Origin of the sequence: Micromonospora sp. NPDC002389, assembly GCF_040296095.1 — a bacterium.
In the GTDB taxonomy this organism is placed as follows: domain Bacteria; phylum Actinomycetota; class Actinomycetes; order Mycobacteriales; family Micromonosporaceae; genus Micromonospora.
Window position 1 is genome coordinate 34,278 of the sequence record NZ_JBEOWP010000021.1, and the last position, 20,114, is coordinate 54,391.

Sequence of the window (20,114 nt, forward strand, 5' to 3'; positions counted from 1 at the left end):
GCAGGTGTGTCACCTGTACCGCCTGCGCCCCGGGGCGGAAGCCGAGTACGAGCGCCGGCACGTCGAGCTGTGGCCGGAGATGGCCGCCCTGCTCGACGAGGCGGGCGTGTACGACTACCACATCTATCGGCACGGTCTGCTGCTGATCTGCGTCCTGCGGACCCGGTGGGGCTTCGACCACGCCGGCCGGGTCACCGGCGCCTCCGAGGTGCAGGCGCGCTGGACGGCGTCGCTGGCACACCTGTTCGCCGAGATCGCCGACGCCGACGGCGAGCCCCTGTGGGCGTACCCCGTCTTCCAGCACCCCGGCCGCCGGATGTAAGGAGGGGTCCCCTGCTATGCACGAGGCGTTAGCAGGGGACCCCTCCTTACATCTAGACGGCGTACGCGATGGAGCCGTCGGCGCGGTGGGGGATGCGGGTGAGCGGGCGGCCCGTCAGGTCCAGCGGGGTCTCGTCGGTGAGGTCCAGGGTGACGCCGAGACCGGGCTCCTCGGGGATCGGCAGGAACCCGCCCTCGCGACGGACGCAGGCCCGGGCCGGACCGTCGGCCAGAAGGTCGTCGAGCGGGGAGTACTCCTGCGTCACGAAGTTCGGGATCGCCGTGTCCAGGTGCACCGAGGCCATGGTGAGCAGCGGTCCGAGGCAGTTGTGGCTGACCACCGCCGCGTGGTACGACTCGGCCAGCGCCGCGATCTTGCGGGCGTGGCTGATGCCGCCGGCCAGGCCGAGGTCGGGCCGGACGTACTGGGCCCCGCCCTGTGCCAGCAACTCCTTGAACTCCCAGATGGTGTGCAGCCGCTCGCCGTTGGCCATCGGCACCCCGAGCGCGCGGCGGCTCAGCTCGGCCTGGCTGCTGACGCTGTCGATCTGGATCGGGTCCTCGACCATCAGCGGGTGCAGCCGGCCGACCGCCGGGATCACCGCCTCGGCCTGCAACGGGGTGAGCTTGCGGTGCAGCTCGATGAGCAGGTCGACGTCGGGTCCGACCGCGTCGCGGACCGCGGCGGTGGTGGCCTCGGTGTCGGTGACCAGCCGGGCCAGCGACACATCGCCGTAGTCGGCCGGCAGCGGGTCGAACTTCACCGCGGTGAACCCGTCGGCGACCGCCGCCGCGGCCTGTGCGGCGAGGTCCTGCGCGCCGGTGCCGGGCAGCAGCAGGTGCAGCCGGATCCGGTCCCGGACCCGACCGCCGAGCAACTGCCAGACCGGTACGCCGAGGCGCTTGCCGAGCAGGTCCCACAGCGCCAGGTCGATGGCGGAGACGGCGGCCGTGAGCACCGATCCCCGGAACGGCCCCATCCGGTACAGGTGGTGCCAGTGGTGCTCGATCCGGCTCGGGTCGGCGCCGAGCAGGTGTGGGCGGAACGCCTCCACGACCGCGTGGACCGCTCCCGGATACCCCCAGCAGGCGGACTGTCCGACGCCGACCAGCCCGGTCGAGGTGTGCACCGCGACGAAGTGCGCGTCGCCCCGCACCACCGACTCGACGGCGGTGATCTCCATGCTGCCCCCAAATTAGAGCCCTATAACGGCCACAAACTTGCTCATGCACTCTTCCATAGCATGATGTCCCTGGTCTAGGCTCCAATCCGAACGAGCCGGAATAGGGCTCTAATTCATCTATGGGGGTGTGATGGGTCTGCCGGACGACTACCGGGCGATGGCCCGGATCCGCCGGTTCGAGGAGCGGCTGGCCGCCCTCAAGGACGACGGTGAGATCCCGGGCTCGATCCACCTGTGCAACGGTCAGGAGGCGATCCCGGTCGGTGCCGCCCGCGCGCTGCGCGACGGTGACCACGTGACCGCGACCTACCGAGGGCACGGCTGGGCGCTGGCCCGGGGCGTGGACATGACCGGGCTGTTCGCCGAGATGATGGGGCGTGACTCGGCGGTCAACGGCGGCCGGGCCGCCTCGCCGTACCTCTCCGATCCCGGACGCTGGTTCATGGGGGAGAACTCCATCGTCGGCGCCGGAGTGCCGATCGCCACCGGCGCCGCGCTCACCGCGCAGCGCACCGGCAGCGGCGCGGTATCGGTGGTCAGCATCGGTGACGGCGCGATGAACCAGGGCAACGTGCACGAGGCGATCAACCTCGCCGCCGTACTCGACCTGCCGCTGGTCCTGGTGGTGGAGAACAACGTCTACTCGGAGATGTCCCGCATCGAGGACATGGTCCGCATCCGCCAACTCGCCGAGCGCGCCGCCGGGTACGGGATCCCCGGCCGGGTCGTCGACGGCAACGACCCGGACGCGGTCGCCGAGGCCGTCACCGAGGCGGTCACCCGCGCCCGGGAGGGCTCCGGCCCGTCCATCGTGGAGGCCATGACCGAGCGCCTGGTCGGCCACTACAGCGGCGACGTGCAGCACTACCGACCGGCCGGCGAGATCGCCGCCGCCCGCGAACGCGAGCCGCTGGTCCGCATCCGGGCCGCCGCCGACGCCGAGCTGACCGCCCGGCTCGACGCCATCGACGCGGAGGTGGCCGCCGAGGTGGAGGCCGCCGTCGCCGCCGCCCGCGAGGTGCCGTTCCCCGACCCGGCGACCGTCAAGGAGTACGTCTATGTCTGAGTCGCTGCGGTACATCCAGGCCGTCAACGCGGCGCTGGCCTGGGCGCTGGACAGCCGGTCCGACACCGTCTACTTCGGTGAGGACGTCGCTCTGCCCGGCGGCCCGTTCGGTGCGACCAAGGGACTGCACAAGCGGTTCGGCAGCGACCGGATCTTCGACACCCCGATCTCCGAGACCGGCTTCCTGGGCATGGCGCTCGGCGCGGCCATGACCGGCCTGCGGCCGATCGCCGAGATCATGTACGCCGACTTCTCCTTCGTGGCGATGGACCAGATCGTCAACCAGATCGCCACCATCCGCTACTCCAGCGCCGGCCGGTGGAAGGCCCCGCTGGTGATCCGGATGCAGCAGGGGTACTCCCCGGGGGCCTGTGCACAGCACTCGCACTCGGTGGAGGCGTACTTCGCGCACACCCCCGGACTGCGGGTGGCGCTGCCGTCTACTCCGGACGACGCGTACCAGATGCTGCGTACCGCCGTGGTCAGCGACGACCCGGTGGTGGTCGCGGAGGCCCGGATGCTCTACCCGACCCGGGGCCCGGTCCGCACCGACGCGCCGGTCGAGCCGATCGGCGGCGCCCGCGTGGTCCGCGAGGGCCGGGACGCCACCGTGGTGGCCTGGTCCCGGATGGTCCCGGCGGCCCTCGCCGCCGCCGACCAACTCGCCGCGGAGGGGATCGAGACCGAGGTGATCGACCTGCGGTGGCTCAACCCGCTGGACTTCGACACCGTCGGTGCGTCGGTCTCGCGCACCGGCCGCCTGGTCGTCGCCCACGAGGCGAACCTGACCGGCGGATTCGGTGCGGAGATCGCCGCCCGGGCCGCGTCCGAATGCTTCGCCGACCTGAAGGCCCCGGTGGCCCGGGTGGCCGCCCCGGACGTGCCGATGCCGGCCGCCCCGGCGCTGCAGAAGGCCGTGGTGCCCGAGGCGGAACACGTCGCCGAGGCGGTTCGCGGAACGGTTCGCCGGTGACCGGCGTCGCCCCGGCGACCGGCCTGCTCACCGGCCGCCGGGTGGTCGTCGTCGGCGGTGCCTCCGGCATCGGGCTCGCCACGGTCCGGGCCGCCGCCACGGCCGGCGGGGCCGTCGCGGTGCTCGACGCCGACGCCGACGGGGCCGCCGGTGCCGCCGCGCAGGCCCGGGCCGCCGGGGCGACGGCCGTAGCCCACGCCGTGGACGTGACCCGGGAGGCGCAGGTCGCCTCGGTGTTCGACGCGGTCGCCGCCGACCTCGGCGGCATCGACGCGGTGCTGCACGTCGCCGGGATCATGCGCGGGCAGGGCACCGACGTCACCGACCTGCCGCTGGAGCTGTGGCAGCGGGTGATCGAGGTCAACCTCACCGGGCCGTTCCTGGTCGCCAAGCACGCCGTGCGACACCTGACCGAGGGTCACGGGGTGCTCGTCCTGGTCGGTTCCAAGGCGGGCGTGCTGACCGGATCCGGCTCGGTACCCTACGGCGCGAGCAAGGGAGGACTGCACGGCCTGGCACTGACGCTGGCCCGGCACCTCGGCCCACGCGGGATCCGGGTGCACACCCTCTGTCCCGGCGACATCGACACACCGCTGATGCGGCGGTCGCTGGACGAGGCACGGGCCAACGGCACCGACGGTGCCCAGGTCTCCCGGATCGAGGCGGCCCTGGGCCGTCCCGAGGACGTGGCGTCGGTGCTGACGCTGTTGGCGGCACCGGCCAGCGCCGGCATCGCCGGCACCGTCTACACCGGCTGAGCAGCCCGACCGACGGCGAGGGCGACGACGTGGAGGCGGCAGCGTGATCGGGATCATCGGCCCGGAGGACTCGATCCGGCTCGTGCAGGAGGTGGCGGCCGGGGAGGGCCGTGCGGAGGAGGTGACCACCCGCGCGTACACCGACCCGGAGCAGGCACCTCACCTGGCCCGTGAGCTGGACGACCTCTGCCAGGTGCTGCTGTTCACCGGGCGCATCCCGTACGCCTTCGCTGCGGCGGCCGGCGGGCTGCGTGCCGAGATCGACTACATCCGGCACGCCGGGATCGACCTGTACCGCACGCTGTCCCGGATGCTGCTGGCGGGCGGCGGGCGACTGCCCCGGGTCAGTGTGGACACCATCGAGGCGGACACCGTCCGGGAGACGTACCACGACATCGAACTGAGCCCGCCCACCGACATCCTGCCGATCGCCGACTCGTCGGGCCTGCTCTTCTCCGGGCTGGCCGAGATCACCGCCTACCACCGCGAGCGGTACGAGTCCGGCGCCGTCGAGGCGTGCCTGACCTGCCTCGGCGCGGTGCACCGGGAACTGCGCGAGCGCGGGGTGCCGGTCTGGCGCGTCGAGCACACCCGGGCCTCGGTCCGCGACGCGCTGCGCCGGGCCTGGCTCGCCGCCGAGGTACGCCAGTCCCGGGCCACCCAGATCGCGGTGATGATGATCGAGGTGGCCGAGTCGGCGAGCCGCCCGCAGGACCCGTACCAGGCGGAACGGCAGCGCCTGCGGCTGCGTGAGGCACTGCTGGAACACGCCGAGCGGATGCGTGGACGGCTCAACACCATCGACGACCGGACGCTGCTCATCACCACCACCCGGGGCACCGTGGAGAGCGCCATCGCCCGCCACCGGGCCGGGCACGCCTCCCTGCTCAGCCTGCGCGGTGTCGACGGCGAACACACCGTCGGCTTCGGCGCCGGCACCACCATCGCCGCCGCCGAGGCCAACGCCCGCCAGGCGCTCGCGCTGGGGCGGGGTGGCGAGACGCACGTGGTCTTCCCGGACGGCGAGATCTATTCCACCCGGGAGAGCGCGGTCAAGCAGCGGCTGCGCGAGACCGCCCCCGGTGTGCTGCGGGTCTCCGAGCAACTGCGCCTCGGGCCGCTGTCCACCCGGCGGCTGCTGGAGGCGCTGCACCAGATGGACCCCAACCAGGTGACCGCGCGGGGTCTGGCCGACGCGTACGGGGTGGAGACCCGCTCGGCCCGCCGGCTGCTCAAGTCACTGCGCGCGGCCGGCTTCGCCGAGGAGGTCGGCGTGCACGTCAGCACCGGAGCCGGTCGGCCGCAGAGTGTCTACCGGGTGGCCCTGCAACGCCTGGTCGGGGCGATCGGGGCGAACGAGTGATCTTCGAACCGACCTTCCTGGTCACCGCCACCTTCGCCGCCGACGCGGTCCGCCGACGTGAGCCGCACCGGGCGGCCCACCTGGCCCACGTACGCGGACTGCTCGCCGACGGCACCGCCCTGCTCGCCGGGGCCCGCGCCGACCTGAGCGCCTCCGTCCTCGTGCTGCGGGCACCCGACGCGGCGGCCGCCCGCGTCCTCGTCGAACACGATCCGTACTGGCGGCACCGGGTGTGGACGGCTCTCGACGTCGTCGACTACCTGGCCGCCACTCCGCAGTCCCTCGGGAGGTCATGATGTCGTACCGCCAGATTCCCGGCGTCCGGGTGCACGGCGCCGAGCACGCGCCGGTCGCGGCCACCCTGCTGGCCGAGTCGCTGGGGGAGGGGCCGGAGCCGGTACGGTTCGTCCCCGACCCGACGCTGCCCGAGGGCGGCTTCCGGGTCGAGGTGCCGGCCACCGGGGAGATCCGCGTCGTCGGCGACCCGTTCGCCGGCCTGGTCTACGCCGTCCGGGACCTGCTGGCCCGGGCCACCCCGGCCGGGCTGCCCGTCGGATCGCACCACAGCGCACCCGGGCTGCCGCTGCGGACGCTGTGGACCTGGGACCACTCCACCAACTGGGACCTGCGCCAGCTCGGCCAGCAGGAGATCGGCGCACTCAACCCGTACGCCAAGGGCGCCGACGCCTTCGGTGCCGACTACCGGCGGCTGGTGGACTTCTGCAGCGCCGAACGCATCGGCGGGATCGTGGTCTACGGGCTGCTGCGCGACGCCCACGGCGGCGTCGAGGCCGCCCGTGACCTGTGCGAATACGCCAACGCCCGAGGCGTGCGCATCATCGCCGGGGTGGGGATCAACGCCTACGGCGGCATCTACTTCGACGGCCGGCACCGGTACAACCTCGCCACCTGGCTGCGCCAGCGCCCCGATCTCGCGGCCGAACTGCCGAAGAAGGTCGGCTTCGACATCGACGAGTTCGGTGACCTGCACTTCCCGGCCAGCGAATACATGATGGCCGCCTGCCCGTCGCAGCCGGAGAACCTGGCCTGGCACCGCGACGCCATCGACTGGCTGCTGGACACCCTGCCGGTCGGCGGGATCAACTTCGAGACCGGCGACTACGGCAGCTGCGCCTGCGCGCGGTGCGTCGACCGTACCGGTGGCGAGCGCACCTCCTGGTCGTACGAGGCGATGCGGTCGGTGTACCCGACCCTGCTGGACACCGCCCGCCGTCCCGGCCCGGCCGGGGTGCCGCTGCGCCACCTGGTCGAGGTGTACTGGGACAACATCTTCGACCTCGACGCGCAAGGGCCGCTGGCCGACCTGCCCGACGACGTGGCGTACCAGTACTGCGTCAACCGGGGCTTCTGGTACGACAACCGGGACCGGCTGACCGCCGAGCACGTGGCGGCACTGCCGCACACCACCAACGTGCTGCGGACGCACGCGGGGTCGCAGTGGAACCGGCAGCGGCACTCGTGGGTGCCGGAGATGTACACCGACATGGCCACCCGGACCGCCGCCGCCGGCATGCGCGGGTTGACCATCTTCGCCGAGGCGTCCGCGTACCACCCGACCAACGAGATCAGCTACCTGGCGTACGCCCGGTTCTCCTGGAACCCCGAGTCGACGTGGGCCGAGTTCTGGCGTGACGAGGTCGCGCCCCGGTTCGGCGGGTCGGCCGAGGCGGAGGCGTTCCGCGACGGCGCGGCACTGCTGGACGACCCGGCGGCCGAGGCGGAGGCGTTGCGCAACGTGGGCGGCGACGCCCTGTCGATGGTCGCCGCCACCAGCGGTGACGTGCAGCGCCGCTGGCTGTGGCTGGCCGAGCGGACCGCCCGGCACGCCCACTCGATCGGCTGAGCCCGACGGAGCGTGGCGACCTTGACAGGCAAGTCGCTACTTGCCTATAACTGTGCGGGTGGACGCGGAACCGGATCTGTTCAAGGCCCTCGGTGACGCGACGCGACGCATCATCCTGGACGAGTTGGTCGACCGGGACGGCCAGACCCTGTTCGAGATCTGCGGCCGGCTGACCATGAAGCACGGTCTGACCTCGTCGCGTCAGGCCATCTCGCAACACCTCGCGGTGCTCGAACAGGCCGGGTTGGTGCACGTCCGGCGACAGGGCCGGTACAAGTTCCACCACATCGACACCGGCCCGCTGCGCGCGATCGCCGAGCGGTGGCCCGCCGACTGAGAGGAAGCGACCGTGCTTCGCATCAACATCACCAGCGTGTTCGTCGACGACCAGGCGAAGGCGCTCGCCTTCTACACCGAGAAGCTGGGCTTCGTGAAGAAGACCGACGTGCCGGCCGGCGCGGCGCGCTGGCTCACCGTGGTGTCCGCCGCCGATCCGGACGGGGTGGAACTGCTGCTGGAGCCGGACGGCCACCCGGCGGCCCGGCCCTTCAAGGAGGCGCTGGTCGACGACGGAATCCCGTTCACGCAGTTCGCCGTCGAGGACGTCCACGCCGAGGTCGAACGCCTCAAGGGGCTGGGTGTGCGGTTCGTCCAGGAGGCGACCGACCTGGGTCCGGTGGTCACCGCCGTGCTCGACGACACCTGCGGCAACCTGATCCAGATCGCCGCGATGAAGTAGCGCGAACGCGGCGGCTCCGGCCCGGGACAGGTCCCGAGCCGGAGCCGACGCCGCAGTGGGCGGGACTACCGGATCAGCCGAAGTTCACGTCGCTGCACCACATGTACGCCTGGTCGAGGTGGGATGCCTGCCAGATGACGAACACGATGTGGTGTCCGGTGTATCCGGACGTCGAGACGTTGAAGCTGATGTTCTGAGCCGGGGCGTAGCGCCCGGTCTGCGTGATGAAGTCCAGGTTCCCCCAGCCGAGGCTCTGGGTGGCGGGGTTGAACCCGTTCTTGCTGACGTACACCCGGAAGTAGTCGGCGCCGTGGCTCGCCTGGTCGTACAGCTGGATCGTGAAGTTGTTGCTGACGTTGGTCCTCTTCCACGCCCCGGGCTGGTTCAGGCTGTTGTTCCGGGACAGACCGTTGCTGCACAACTGCCCGTCGGGAGTGCGGGCCTGGAAGTTGCCGCCCAGCCCGTCCCGCAGCGCGCTCATCCAGTTCCACATGGTGTCCGGGTTGGATTGGAACGCCTGCCAGCACATGGGGTCCTGCTGCTGCATGGCCGGGTTCGTGTGGTTGCTGCCCCAGGTTTGCCAGCACTGGTACGCCCGTGACGCCGGGTTGATGATGGTGCCGTGGGCCTGCGCGGCACCGACCCAGGGGATCATCCCGGCCATCATGGCGAGCAGCAGTACGAGCGCCCGAAGCGGCTGGCGGGCAGCGGACCGGACTCGCGAGCCGGACTGGTCGGGCTTGTGTGAACGCACGTTACGTCCTCCGTTCGGCGATCGGATCGACATGGGAGCGCTTCCAAGGCCCAGCATTACACCGATGTTTCCGATTATCAACGATGGTCGATGAATGATCGATCTGGATGGACTGGATGCGGTTGGTCCGAGTCGCCCACAATCGCAGCTCAGCGGGGCTTTCGGGATGGATGGAGCGGGCTCGCCGATCGCCCGAAATTCGATTTCCGGAAGTCGATACGTGTCCGGTTCGTCTAGATTGGCCGGTCGTGGCCGGCCAGCCTCACCCGGCGTACGCGGCGAGCAGCGACAGCCGCTCGGCGGCGGCACTGCCCGGGGCGGCGGTGTAGGCGATCAGGATCGGCCCGCTGCGCCCCGGCGGCGTGTAGGCGTCCCAGTCCAGGCGCAAGTCGCCGACCTGGGGATGCGCGAAGACCTTGCTGCCGTGGACCGACTCGCGGACGTCGTGACGGGCCCAGAGCTTGCCGAACTCCTCGCTGCGGATGGTCAACGTGCCGACGATCTCCTGTGCGCGCGGGTGCTCCGGATCGGCGGCCACCGCCGCGCGCAGGAAGCCCAGGTAGTCCAGCACCGTCTCGCGCCACCCGGCGCACCGGTCCCGCGCCTCGGCATGGGTGAACATGTCGATCAGCACGTTGCCCGGGCCGATGCCCGGATACAACGCGGTGGCCATCCTGTTCCAGGCGAGCAGGTCCAGGTGACGGCTGATCACCACGGCCGGGGTGTGCAGGCTGTGCAGCAGCCGATGGATGCTCTCCGGGACCGTCTCCCGGGTGCGCCGACGTGGCGTCGGCGGCCGCTGTGCCCGACGCGCGAGGGCGTGCAGGTGGCGGGTCTCCTCGGCGTTGAGGGCGAGGGCACGGGCGATGCCGGTCAGCACGTCGTCGGAGGGGCGCATGTCCCGTCCCTGCTCCAGGCGCTGGTAGTAGTCGGTGCTCACTCCGGCGAGCAGAGCCAGTTCCTCGCGGCGCAGGCCCGTGACCCGGCGGCGCGGCCCGGGCGTCAGACCGAGGTCCTCCGGACGTAGCCGGGACCGGCGGTTGCGCAGGAAGTCCGCCAACTCGCGGGTGTAGGCCGTGGTGGTCACCACCCGAGTCTGCCGGGCCGGTCCGACCGCAGGGTAGGTCCCTCGGTCCCAGGTTGGCGAGGTCTCTCCGGCGGGCCGCACCGCCTCCTAGCGTCGGCGGACATGTCGAACTGGACCGAAGCACAGATTCCCGACCAGCAGGGACGCCGAGCGGTGGTGACCGGGGCGAACTCGGGTGTGGGGCGGGTCACCGCCCTGGAACTGGCCCGCCACCGGGCCTCGGTGGTGCTCGCGGTGCGCAACGTCGCGGCCGGTGAGCAGACCGCCGCCGACATCCGACGTCGGGTGCCGGGGGCCGACGTCGAGGTGCGGCGGTTGGACCTCGCCTCACTCGACTCCGTCCGCGCCTTCGCCGCCGCCCTGACCGGCCCGCTCGACCTGCTGGTCAACAACGCCGGGGTGGCACTGACCGGGCCCCGCCCCGCCCTCACGGCGGACGGATTCGACATGCAGATGGGGACCAACGCGCTCGGCCCGTACGCGCTGACCGGTCTCCTGCTCGACCGGTTGACCGCCGGACGGCAGCCTCGGGTGGTCACCGTCTCGTCGATCGTGCACCGGCGGCGCGGCCTGGACCTGGCCGACCTGAACTCCGAGAAGTCCTACCACGGCCCGACGGCGTACTCGAGGTCCAAGCTGGTCACCACCATCCTCGGCCTGGAGCTGGACCGCCGTCTGCGGGCCACCGGATCACCGCTGATCAGCGTGCTCGCCCACCCCGGAATGACCTCCACCAATCTCACCCCGCGCGCGCTGGCCGACCGCACCGTGCTCCTCCGCGCCGTCGGACGGCTCAGCGCGCTGCTGATCAGCCGAGTCGAGGCCGGCGCCAGACCACAGCTCTACGCGGCCACCGCGATCGGCGTACGCGGTGGGCAGTTCTTCGGGCCGCGCGGTTTCCAGGAGATCCGGGGGCCGGTCGCCGAGGTGCGGGCGAGCGCACCGGCACAGGACCCGGACAACGGTCGGCGGATGTGGGCGGAGGCCGCCCGGCTGACCGGCGTCCGATACCTGTGAGGCGGTCGCGAATGGAGGGTGGTCGCACTTTCGTCGTACCGCGCTGCTTCGCGGATCCGACGAAGCACTGACGATTCGGCGACCGATTCTCGAGAAGCTGGACCTCCCCATCACGACGGAGGAACTGTCATGCGAAGAGTCGGCCTCATCATCGCCGCCGTCATCCTGGTCCTGTGCGGCGGCATCGGGTGGACCGTGTACCAGGCGATCGCGCTGGGCAAGGAGGTGCTCGAGGCCGGCGTCACACGGGAGCAGTTCGACGCGCAGCAGGTGGGAGCGGCCGAATCGGACGTCCGCGCCGCACTGCCCGAGCCACTGAGCGGAATGCGCGACAAGGACCTCTATCCCGACGACCCGGGGCGGCAGGGCATTCCGACCGGCGCCTCGTGCGCCTATTTCACCGTGGCGCCGCTGGGCGATCCCGGCCCGGAGTTGTGGCGATTCTGCTTCGTCGACGGGGCGCTGGTGGAGAAGCGGGGCATCACCATCCCGGAGTGAGCGGGGCACCGAGAATGAGCCGCCGCCCGGGTGTGCACCACCCGGGCGGTTTCTCGTACCCAGTGCGGGTCAACGAAAGTGTGAGGCGTGTTTCCGTCGTCCGCCAGACGCCGACCCGGACCGGCTGTCGCAACACTGTGGAGCATGACAACGATCGTGGCGCTGTGCATCGGTGTGGTCGGCGTGGTGATGCTCGTGGTCGCACAGGTTCTGCGTCGGCGGGCGTCGAGGATGCCCGATCGTGGCACGCCGGAACTCGCGGCGCTGCACGCGGAGGTTCGGGACACCCTCGATCGAGCCGGCTGGGTGGCGTCGGTCAAGATCTACCGCAGGCGGACCGGTGCCGGGCTGCTGGAGGCGTACCAGGCGGTCGACCGGATCGCCCACGACGAGACCCGAGGGCGAGGTTCGACCCGATGACCGTGGGCAGTCACCCGTGGCGGTGGGTGGCCCGGTGGCGGGAGCGGGCCGGCCTGAGCGGGGTGTGGCGGTGGGTCTACGAGATCAGCCTGGTGCTGCTGGTGACCGTGGCGGCGACGTTCCCGGCGGCCACCGCCGACTGGTACCCGTTGATGCCGTGGCTGGTCGGGGCGACCACGCCGATCCTGATGGTGCTGCGGTTGACCAACCCGCTGCCGGCCTACGTCGCCGCGGCCCTGGTCGGTCTGGGCACCGGTGGGCAGAGCAGCCTGCTGCTGGTGGTGCTGAGCGCGTCGCTCGGCTACCGGGTCGCCCGGTGGTGGCAGGTCGCGGCCGGGCTGTCCCTGGCCTGGGCCTGCTACGTGGGATCCATCGCCTGGACGGATCCGCTGGACGTGGAACTGGTGGTGGTCTACTCGGCGTTGTTCGTGCTGTGCGCGGCGCTGCCGGCCGGGGTCGCGCGGTTGGTCCGTCGGCGGCGGGTGCTGCTGGCCGCCATGCACCACCGCAACGTGCAACTGCACAGCCAGCAGAGCGAGGTGGCCCGCCAGGCACAGACGCGGGAACGGGCCCGCATCGCGCGGGACCTGCACGACTCGCTGGGACACAAGCTCACGCTGATCTCGCTGTACGCCGGGATGCTGCGCACCGCCGACGACGACGGGCGATCCGAGGCCGCCGACCTGGTCCGCCAGACGTCGTCGGCGGCGATGACCGAGCTGCGGCAGATCCTGGGCATCCTGGGGCAGGACGACAGCCAGTCCGCGGTACGTCCGCTGACCGGCCTGGACGAGCTGGCCGCGCAGGCACGTGCCTCCGGTGCCGAGGTGGAGATCGTCCGCGCGGGGGAGCCGCGACCGCTGGCGGCGCTGACCGAGCACGCCGCGTACCGGGTGATCCAGGAGGGACTGACCAACGCGCTGCGCCATGCCCAGGGCGGCGCGATCGTGCTGTCGCTGCGGTACGAGCCAGACGCGCTGGTGGCCGGCGTGACCAACACCGTGGGGCAGCGGGTGGTGCGGGCCACCTCCGGGCAGGGGCTGCTCGGGCTGACCGAACGCGTCCGGGTCGCGGGCGGCATGCTCTATCACGGATCGACCCCGGACGGCGGCTTCCGGCTGGCGGCCACGTTGCCGTACCCGGGCGACGAACGCGCCGTTCCCACCGCCGAGCACCGGCCGCCGCCGGCCGCCGAACCGGAAGCCGACTTCGCGGCGCTGATGGACCGCGACCGCCGCCGTTCCCGGCTCGTCCTCGCCGCGACCGCGCTGTCCGTCGCCGGTTGCCTGGTGCTGTGCGCGGCCGGGGTCTGGCTGATGATGGCGCTCGTCATCGTCGACCGCGACACCTACGACGCGGTCCGGGTCGGCCAGCCGGAGGCCGAGGTACGCGAACGGCTGCCGGATCCCGACGCGGCGGTGACCGGAGCGGTCGGCGGTCGGGACGTACCCGGGGCCGTCTGCCTCGACTACCAGGCGTCTATCCTGGACCGGCACGATACCGACGTCGACCTCGGCCAGACCCTGTACCGGTTCTGCTTCCGCGACGGGGTGCTCGTCGACAAGCAGACCTTCCAGGAGCAGCCGTCATGACCCCACGACGACGGCGGAGGTCGAGGCGATGACCGTTCCCCTGCGGGTCCTGCTGGCCGACGACGACTCGCTGATCCGGACCGCGATCCAGACCATCCTGCATCCGGCCGCCGACATCGACCTGATCGCACAGGTCGGTGACGGGCGGGCCGCCGTCGAACAGGCCGTGCGGCAGCGGCCGGACGTGGCGCTGCTGGACATCCAGATGCCGGTCCTCGACGGCCTGGCCGCGCTCCGGGAGATCCGCCACCTGGCGCCCGCCGTCCAGGTGGTGATGCTGACGACCTTCGGTCAGGACGAGTACGTGGCGCAGGCGCTGGCCGCCGGGGCGGCCGGTTTCCTGCTCAAGGAGTCGGCCGCCGAGGAACTCGCGTACGCGATCCGCGCCGCCGCGAACGGCAACGCCTACCTGTCCCCGAAGATCACCCGTCAGGTGCTCGACCGGCTGCCCGCCGCGACCGTCCGGCCCGAGGAGGACCTGGTCAAGGTGGGCATGCTCAGCAGCCGGGAACGCGAGGTCCTGGTCCTGCTGGCCCAGGGGCTGTCGAACGCCGAGATCAGCCAGCGACTGTTCGTCTCCGAGGGCACCGTCAAGACGCACGTCTACCGGGTGTTCGCCAAGCTCGGCTGTGACAACCGGGTGCAGGCGGCGATGCTGGCACAACGCGCCGGGCTACTGGAGCCGCAGGCGGACTCGCCACGCTGACCGCACACCCCGCGGTCGGCGTCGACGGAGTCGTCGTCCGGGCTGATCGGCCCTCCTATCAATCAATTACATCACGGTCAAGCGGCGTAAATCACTGTGCCGTTGTTCTTCGCGGAAGTGGCCGTGCGTCGCGCCCGACTGCCTGCCCAGTCGTCCCCTGACAAGGCGAAATGCAGACCGCCAGAATTTCACGGGCTATGTCGGGAAGGTGGACATTTGCGTTAACGGCAGAGAAACCCATCCGGTAGCACCTGTAACATTATTCCGGACAAAACCGCCATTCTTCGCGCCCGTTGGACAGAAAAATCCCCTCATAAAGGTCGAATCGGATGCTTATGTCAAGCTCCTTGACATCCGTTAAACGCAGCTTGTAACGTGCGTTGCGCTGGCTGCTGTTCATGGGTCAAGGGCTCGGTAAACCGCTTTGCCCAACGGGGGTAAGAATTGACAGCGGAAGACAGGCATTTCTCTGTTCCGATGCGCTACGACGAATTAGCCAACTGGATCCTCGCGGAAATCGGCCGCCTGGTCGATCGCGATCCCGCCACCATCCGGCAGGACGACCGGTTCTCCAGCTACGGCCTGGACTCGCTGCGGGCGACGCATCTCGTGAAGGCGCTGACCGACCTGCTCGGCCGGTCGGTGCCGGTGACGCTGCTGTTCGCCAGGCCGACCGTCCGCAGCCTGGCGACCGGCCTGCTGGAGGGCGCGCTCGACGGCCACCGGGCCACCGGCACTGAGGCGCCCGCCTCCGCGCCGCCGGCCGCCACGAACGGCCCGATCGCCGTCGTCGGCCTCTCCTGCCGTCTGCCGGCCGGTGACGGCCCCGCCCAGTTCTGGAGTGCCCTGCTCGACGGGGCGGACGCGGTGCGCCAGGTGCCGCCGGACCGGTGGAACCCCGAGCTGCCGGTCGGTCGGGGGCCGGCCGACTCCGCAAAGGCGATCACCGCCCAGGCGGGGTTCCTCCCCGGCCGCATCGACGGCTTCGATCCGCTGTTCTTCGGCATCTCGCCCCGCGAGGCCCAGGAGATGGACCCCCAGCAGCGACTGTTCCTGGAGGTCGCGTGGGAGTCGATGGAGGACGCCGGCCTGACCCACGGACGACTCGACGGCAGCCGTACGGGCGTCTTTGTCGGCGCGATCTGGCACGACTTCGCCGATCTGGCCCAGCGGGCTGAATCTCGGCTGACCTCGCACTCGGCGACCGGACGCGCCCTCAACATGGTGGCCAACCGGCTGTCGTACGCCCTCGGGCTGCGCGGACCCAGCGTCGTGGTGGACAGCGCCTGCTCCTCGTCGCTGCTCGCCGTGCACCTGGCCTGTCAGAGCATCTGGGCGGGGGAGTCCACGACGGCCATCGCCGGTGGGGTCAACCTGCTGCTCGACCCCACCTCCATGGTGGCGCTGACCCGGTTCGGCGGGCTGTCGCCCGACGGCCGGTGCAAGGCGTTCTCCGCCGACGCGGACGGCTTCGGCCGGGGTGAGGGCGCCGTCGCGCTGGTGCTCAAGCCCCTGCACCTGGCGCTGGCCGACGGCGATGACATCTACTGCATGATCCGGGGCTCCGCGACCAACAACGACGGCCGCAGCAACGGCCTCACCGCGCCGAATCCCGTCGCGCAGGAGGAGGTGCTGCGCGAGGCCTACCGGCGGGCCGACGTCGACCCGCGCGCCGTGCACTACGTCGAGACGCACGGCACCGGCACCATGCTTGGCGACCCGATCGAGGCCGGGGCCCTGAGCGCGGTGCTCTGCGCTGACCGTCCGCCGCAGCAGAGCCTGGTCATCGGCTCGGTCAAGACCAACATCGGGCACCTGGAAGGCGCGGCGGGCGTCGCCGGGCTGCTCAAGGCCGTCCTGGTGCTGCGGCACCGGGCGATCCCGCCGAATTTGCACTTCGATCGGCCCAACCCGCACATCGCCTTCGACGACCTGCGGCTGCGGGTGCCCACCGAGGTGGAGCCGTGGCCGACGCAACAGCCGTCGCTGGCCGGTGTCAGCGCCTTCGGCTGGGGCGGCACCAACGTGCACCTCGTGCTGGAGGGCTGGACAGAGCCCGCGCGGATGACGGTGCCGCCCGTCGAGAGATCACGACCCGAGGGCGCCCGTCCCCGGGTCGTTTTCGTGTGCTCCCCGTACGGTCAGCAGTGGACGGGCATGGGCCGTGACCTCTACCGGACGGAACCGGTCTTCCGTGCCGTGGTGCGGCGGTGTGACCAGGAGTTCCACCGGCTGACCGGTGTCTCGCTGGTCGAGGAGATGTTCCGGAACCGGGGCCGCGACGACGCCGAGGACGTGGGCGTCATGCAGCCACTGCTGTTCGCCATCCAGGTCGGCCTGGCCGCGTGGCTGGAGGACCGGGGGGTACGGCCGGACGCGGTGGTCGGACACAGCCTCGGCGAGGTGGCCGCCGCGGTCATCGCCGGAATCCTCGACCTCACCTCCGCGGTGCGCCTCATCCACCACTACAGCGACCAGCAGCGGCGGGTGGCCGGCACCGGCGGCGGGATGGCCCTGGTCGAACTCTCCGGCGCCGAGGTGAGCGCCCTGCTCACCGAGCGCGGCCTCGCCGCCGTGGTCGCCGCGGAGAACGGACCCCGCTCCACCGCCCTGACCGGCGACCAGGAGACGCTGCGCACGCTTGTCGCCGGATGGAAGGCCGCCGGGGTGCTCTGCTCCCTGATCCGGGTCGACCTGGCCGCGCACGGGCCGGCGATCGACCTGGTCAGCGACGACCTGCGGGACGCACTGTCCGGGCTCACCCCACGCCCCGGACGACTACCGATGATCTCGACGGTGACCGGTCGACCACTCGACTGGCGGGAGGCCGACGCCGACTACTTCGTCCGGAACCTGCGCCAGCCGGTGCTCCTCGCCGACGCCACCCGGTTCCTCCTCGACGACGGCCACGACCTGTTCCTGGAGATCAGCGCCGCTCCGGTGCTGCTGCCCGCGCTGCGCCAGAGCGTCGAGCAGGCCGGCCGGTCCGCCCAGGTGCTGCCCACCCTGCGCCGCGACGACGACCACGGCCTGGCGGAGACCCTGACCGAGTGCCGCGCCCTCGGCCTCGACGTCCGCCCGCCCGGACAGGACGCCGACGCCATCGGCGAACTGGTCACCCTCTCCGCGCAGAGCCCGCAGGCGCTGCGGGAACTGGCCCGGCAGGTCGCCGCCGCGATCGACAACCCGGCGGTGGACCCACCGTCCATGGCCGACCTCGCCGCCGCCGCGCACCGGCGCTCCGGGCAGTCGCACCGGCTCGCGGTGGTCGCCCACCACCTGCCCGAACTCGCCGAGCACCTGGGCCGGTTCGCCGCCGGTGAACACGTCGTCGGCCTCGCCGTGAGCGACCGGGCGGTCGACGCGCCGCCGCGTACCGTGTTCGTCTTTCCCGGTCAGGGCTCACAGTGGGTGGGCATGGGCCGGGGCCTGCTGGGCCGCGCGGAGGCGTTCGACGCGGCGATCCGCGCCTGCGACGCCGCCTGCCGCCCGCACCTGGGCCAGTCGGTACGCGACCTGCTCCACGATCCACCGGACGCCACGAGCTTCGGCCCCATCGACGTGGTGCAGCCGCTGCTGTTCTCGGTACAGGTCGCACTGGCGGCACAGTGGCGTGCCTGGGGCGTGACCCCCGACGCCGTCGTCGGCCACAGCATGGGCGAGGTCGCCGCCGCACACGTCGCCGGCATCCTCAGCCTGGACGACGCCGCGCAGATCATCTGCCGACGCAGCCGGCTGATGCGCCGGCTCAGCGGCCAGGGCGCGATGCTCGCCGTGGAACTGACCGTCGACGAGGCCCGGGAGGCGATCAGCGGGCACGAGGCGGTGGTGTCCATCGGGGTGAACAACAGCCCGCGCTCCACTGTGCTCTCCGGGGACGTGGCAGCCCTCACCGGCATCGCCGAGGCGCTGGAACGCGACGCCGTGTTCTGCCGCTGGGTCAACGTCGACGTCGCCTCGCACAGCCCGCAGATGGACGTCCTCCGCGACGACCTGCTGGCCGCACTCGACGGGCTCACCCACCACGCCGCCCGCCTACCGCTGTACTCCACGGTGACCGGCACGGTCGTGCACGGCACCGACCTGTCACCCGACTACTGGGTCGACAACCTGCGCGAGCCGGTGCTCTTCGGCGACCAGATCGCCCGGCTGCTGGGCGACGGCGCGAGCGTGTTCGTGGAGGCCAGCCCACACCCCATCCTGCTGCCCGCAGTGGAACAGGTGGCCGCCGCCGCAGACGGCACCGTCACCGTCCTGCCCTCGATGCGCCGACACGAACCGGAACGGGACACCCTGCTGGCCACCCTCGGTGCGCTGCACGTGGCCGGTGTCCCGGTCGCGCTCGACCGCGCACTCACCCCCGGCGACCCGTGGGTCAAGCTGCCGCCCTATCCCTGGCAGCGGGAGCGGTACTGGCCGGAGGACATGGCCGGCTTCGACGGCGGTGACACGCCGCCGCCCGCAGCCACCCCGGCCACGGCGGCGACCACCGTGCTGGCCGACCGCCTGGACTCCCCGATCGTGCCCGGACACCACTACTGGCAGATGCGGTACGACGCCGACACCGCCGCCATCGGGGACCACCGGATCGGCGGTCAGGTCGTCGTCCCGGGCGCGCTCTACGTGGACGTCGCACTGCGAGCCGCCGCCGAGACCCTGCCCTGCGCCCCGCCGGTCCTGTCCGACCTGGTGTTCAGCCAGGCGCTCGCCATCCCCGACCGGGGCAGCCGGCGGGTGCAGGTCACCCTCGACGCCACCGCCCGCCCGGCACAGCTCCAGGTCTTCGGCGTCACCGACGACGGACCGACGCCTGTCATGCGCGTCCTGCTCACCGCCGCCACCGACGGTCCACCGCCCCCGATGGACCGGGCCGCCGTGGCCGCCCGCACATCCACCCTGGTCGAGGGGGCCGCCTTCTACGCCGACCTGGCCACCCGGGGAGTGCGCTTCGGCCCCGCCTACCAGGGCATCGTGGAGATCCGCCACAACGACGTCGAGGCGCTGGCCCGCATCGAGTCACCCACCACGGCCGCGCTGCCGGACACCCGCGTCCACCCCGTCGTGCTGGACGCCGCACTCCAGTCCGCACTCGCACCGCTGCTGGCCACGGCGACGGCGGACACCGCCTACCTGAGCACCGGCGCGGAACGCGTGATCGTGCACCAGGCCCCCGGCACCTCGGCGTGGGCGTACGCGGTGCACCGGCCGGTCTCCGACGAGCGGTACCCGGTCGCGGACGTACGGCTGCTCGCCCCGGACGGACGACTGCTGGTCGAGGTGCACGGCCTCGGCCTGGTGCGGACCCGTGGTCTGCCGGTCGACACGTCGCCGGACGCCACCGCCCCGGCACCCGCCGCCACCGGCCCGGCCCTGGCCGAGGTCACCGACCCCGAGCAGCGTCGCGCGCTGCTGTCCGAAGCGGTGCTGACCCACGTCGCCGAGGTCGTCCGGCTGCCCGAGCACCGGCTCGACGAGACTACGCCACTGCGGAGCATGGGCGTCGACTCGGTGATGGCACTGGAACTGCGGCACCGGCTGGAACGCCTCACCGGTCTGCGCCTGTCGGCGACGCTGATCTACAACCACCCGACCATCGACCAGATCACCCGCCACCTGGCCGAACGACTCGGCCCGCCGGAGGACGCACGGCAACCGGCGGCAACCGGCGCGCCCGAGCCGGAGCCGACGCCCCCGGACGAGCCGCTCGACAGCCTCGAAGCGGAGCTGGCGGCAGAACTCGCCGAGCTCAACCGACGGATGGAGATGATCTGA

18 protein-coding genes are annotated in these 20,114 nt (G+C 71.8%); 15 read left to right on the forward strand and 3 right to left on the reverse strand.

Translation table 11 applies throughout. From position 1 onward, the window contains the following. The first annotated feature begins 4 nt into the window (after positions 1-4). On the forward strand, positions 5-322 hold the full coding sequence (locus ABT008_RS27865; RefSeq protein ID WP_350699894.1) for an L-rhamnose mutarotase: 318 nt from the start codon (positions 5-7) through the stop codon (positions 320-322). 52 nt (positions 323-374) lie between these two features. On the opposite strand, the gene ABT008_RS27870 is transcribed toward ABT008_RS27865, so the two are convergent. After that, positions 375-1,505, reverse strand: a complete 1,131-nt coding sequence (locus ABT008_RS27870; RefSeq protein WP_350699896.1) for a mandelate racemase/muconate lactonizing enzyme family protein — start codon at positions 1,503-1,505, stop codon at positions 375-377. A 130-nt stretch (positions 1,506-1,635) separates the two neighbouring features. On the opposite strand from ABT008_RS27870, the gene ABT008_RS27875 reads away from it, so the two are divergent. From ABT008_RS27875 to ABT008_RS27910, 8 genes are read left to right on the forward strand one after another with little or no spacing between them, the layout of a single operon-like run. Then, positions 1,636-2,571: a thiamine pyrophosphate-dependent dehydrogenase E1 component subunit alpha gene (locus ABT008_RS27875; RefSeq protein ID WP_350699898.1), complete on the forward strand. Its 936-nt coding sequence runs from the start codon at positions 1,636-1,638 to the stop codon at positions 2,569-2,571. Beyond that, positions 2,564-3,544 carry an alpha-ketoacid dehydrogenase subunit beta gene (locus ABT008_RS27880; RefSeq protein ID WP_350699900.1) on the forward strand — a complete coding sequence of 327 codons (981 nt, stop codon included), beginning with the start codon at positions 2,564-2,566 and terminating at the stop codon, positions 3,542-3,544. Before ABT008_RS27875 ends, ABT008_RS27880 begins: the two co-directional genes overlap by 8 nt. Continuing rightward, positions 3,541-4,302 carry an SDR family NAD(P)-dependent oxidoreductase gene (locus ABT008_RS27885; RefSeq protein ID WP_350699901.1) on the forward strand — a complete coding sequence of 254 codons (762 nt, stop codon included), beginning with the start codon at positions 3,541-3,543 and terminating at the stop codon, positions 4,300-4,302. The genes ABT008_RS27880 and ABT008_RS27885 overlap by 4 nt, the downstream gene beginning before the upstream one ends. Before the next feature lie 43 nt (positions 4,303-4,345). Further along, positions 4,346-5,665: a hypothetical protein gene (locus ABT008_RS27890; protein ID WP_350699903.1), complete on the forward strand. Its 1,320-nt coding sequence runs from the start codon at positions 4,346-4,348 to the stop codon at positions 5,663-5,665. Further along, positions 5,662-5,961: a YciI family protein gene (locus ABT008_RS27895; RefSeq protein ID WP_350699905.1), complete on the forward strand. Its 300-nt coding sequence runs from the start codon at positions 5,662-5,664 to the stop codon at positions 5,959-5,961. Before ABT008_RS27890 ends, ABT008_RS27895 begins: the two co-directional genes overlap by 4 nt. After that, complete coding sequence (locus ABT008_RS27900; protein ID WP_350699907.1) at positions 5,961-7,529, forward strand: hypothetical protein; 1,569 nt, start codon at positions 5,961-5,963, stop codon at positions 7,527-7,529. The genes ABT008_RS27895 and ABT008_RS27900 overlap by 1 nt, the downstream gene beginning before the upstream one ends. 58 nt (positions 7,530-7,587) lie before the next feature. Next, positions 7,588-7,866 carry an ArsR/SmtB family transcription factor gene (locus ABT008_RS27905; protein ID WP_350699908.1) on the forward strand — a complete coding sequence of 93 codons (279 nt, stop codon included), beginning with the start codon at positions 7,588-7,590 and terminating at the stop codon, positions 7,864-7,866. A gap of 12 nt (positions 7,867-7,878) precedes the next feature. Then, positions 7,879-8,268, forward strand: a complete 390-nt coding sequence (locus tag ABT008_RS27910; protein ID WP_350699910.1) for a VOC family protein — start codon at positions 7,879-7,881, stop codon at positions 8,266-8,268. Positions 8,269-8,341: 73 nt separating this feature from the next. On the opposite strand, the gene ABT008_RS27915 is transcribed toward ABT008_RS27910, so the two are convergent. After that, on the reverse strand, positions 8,342-9,022 hold the full coding sequence (locus ABT008_RS27915) for a lytic polysaccharide monooxygenase auxiliary activity family 9 protein (protein ID WP_350699912.1): 681 nt from the start codon (positions 9,020-9,022) through the stop codon (positions 8,342-8,344). 262 nt (positions 9,023-9,284) lie between these two features. After that, positions 9,285-10,109 carry a helix-turn-helix domain-containing protein gene (locus ABT008_RS27920; protein WP_350699914.1) on the reverse strand — a complete coding sequence of 275 codons (825 nt, stop codon included), beginning with the start codon at positions 10,107-10,109 and terminating at the stop codon, positions 9,285-9,287. A 102-nt stretch (positions 10,110-10,211) separates the two neighbouring features. Here ABT008_RS27920 and ABT008_RS27925 point away from each other — a divergent pair, with 102 nt between their 5' ends. The 6 genes from ABT008_RS27925 to ABT008_RS27950 all read left to right on the forward strand — a co-directional run bounded on the left by ABT008_RS27925 (position 10,212) and on the right by ABT008_RS27950 (position 20,114). Continuing rightward, positions 10,212-11,126, forward strand: a complete 915-nt coding sequence (locus tag ABT008_RS27925; RefSeq protein ID WP_350699916.1) for an oxidoreductase — start codon at positions 10,212-10,214, stop codon at positions 11,124-11,126. Positions 11,127-11,255: 129 nt separating this feature from the next. Beyond that, complete coding sequence (locus ABT008_RS27930; RefSeq protein WP_350699918.1) at positions 11,256-11,624, forward strand: hypothetical protein; 369 nt, start codon at positions 11,256-11,258, stop codon at positions 11,622-11,624. A 144-nt stretch (positions 11,625-11,768) separates the two neighbouring features. After that, positions 11,769-12,044 carry a hypothetical protein gene (locus ABT008_RS27935; protein ID WP_350699920.1) on the forward strand — a complete coding sequence of 92 codons (276 nt, stop codon included), beginning with the start codon at positions 11,769-11,771 and terminating at the stop codon, positions 12,042-12,044. Then, positions 12,041-13,636: a sensor histidine kinase gene (locus ABT008_RS27940; RefSeq protein ID WP_350699922.1), complete on the forward strand. Its 1,596-nt coding sequence runs from the start codon at positions 12,041-12,043 to the stop codon at positions 13,634-13,636. The genes ABT008_RS27935 and ABT008_RS27940 overlap by 4 nt, the downstream gene beginning before the upstream one ends. Positions 13,637-13,664: 28 nt before the next feature. Further along, complete coding sequence (locus tag ABT008_RS27945; protein ID WP_350699923.1) at positions 13,665-14,342, forward strand: response regulator; 678 nt, start codon at positions 13,665-13,667, stop codon at positions 14,340-14,342. A gap of 477 nt (positions 14,343-14,819) precedes the next feature. Beyond that, positions 14,820-20,114 carry an acyltransferase domain-containing protein gene (locus ABT008_RS27950; protein WP_350699925.1) on the forward strand — a complete coding sequence of 1,765 codons (5,295 nt, stop codon included), beginning with the start codon at positions 14,820-14,822 and terminating at the stop codon, positions 20,112-20,114.

Bases quoted from the DNA above. Each gene is read 5' to 3' on its own strand.
- ABT008_RS27870 (WP_350699896.1), bottom strand. From the start codon at position 1,505: ATGGAGATCACCGCCGTCGAGTCGGTGGTGCGGGGCGACGCGCACTTC.
- ABT008_RS27875 (WP_350699898.1), top strand. From the start codon at position 1,636: ATGGGTCTGCCGGACGACTACCGGGCGATGGCCCGGATCCGCCGGTTC.
- ABT008_RS27880 (WP_350699900.1), top strand. From the start codon at position 2,564: ATGTCTGAGTCGCTGCGGTACATCCAGGCCGTCAACGCGGCGCTGGCC.
- ABT008_RS27900 (WP_350699907.1), top strand. From the start codon at position 5,961: ATGTCGTACCGCCAGATTCCCGGCGTCCGGGTGCACGGCGCCGAGCAC.
- ABT008_RS27925 (WP_350699916.1), top strand. From the start codon at position 10,212: ATGTCGAACTGGACCGAAGCACAGATTCCCGACCAGCAGGGACGCCGA.
- ABT008_RS27930 (WP_350699918.1), top strand. From the start codon at position 11,256: ATGCGAAGAGTCGGCCTCATCATCGCCGCCGTCATCCTGGTCCTGTGC.
- ABT008_RS27935 (WP_350699920.1), top strand. From the start codon at position 11,769: ATGACAACGATCGTGGCGCTGTGCATCGGTGTGGTCGGCGTGGTGATG.
- ABT008_RS27940 (WP_350699922.1), top strand. From the start codon at position 12,041: ATGACCGTGGGCAGTCACCCGTGGCGGTGGGTGGCCCGGTGGCGGGAG.
- ABT008_RS27945 (WP_350699923.1), top strand. From the start codon at position 13,665: ATGACCGTTCCCCTGCGGGTCCTGCTGGCCGACGACGACTCGCTGATC.
- ABT008_RS27950 (WP_350699925.1), top strand. From the start codon at position 14,820: ATGCGCTACGACGAATTAGCCAACTGGATCCTCGCGGAAATCGGCCGC.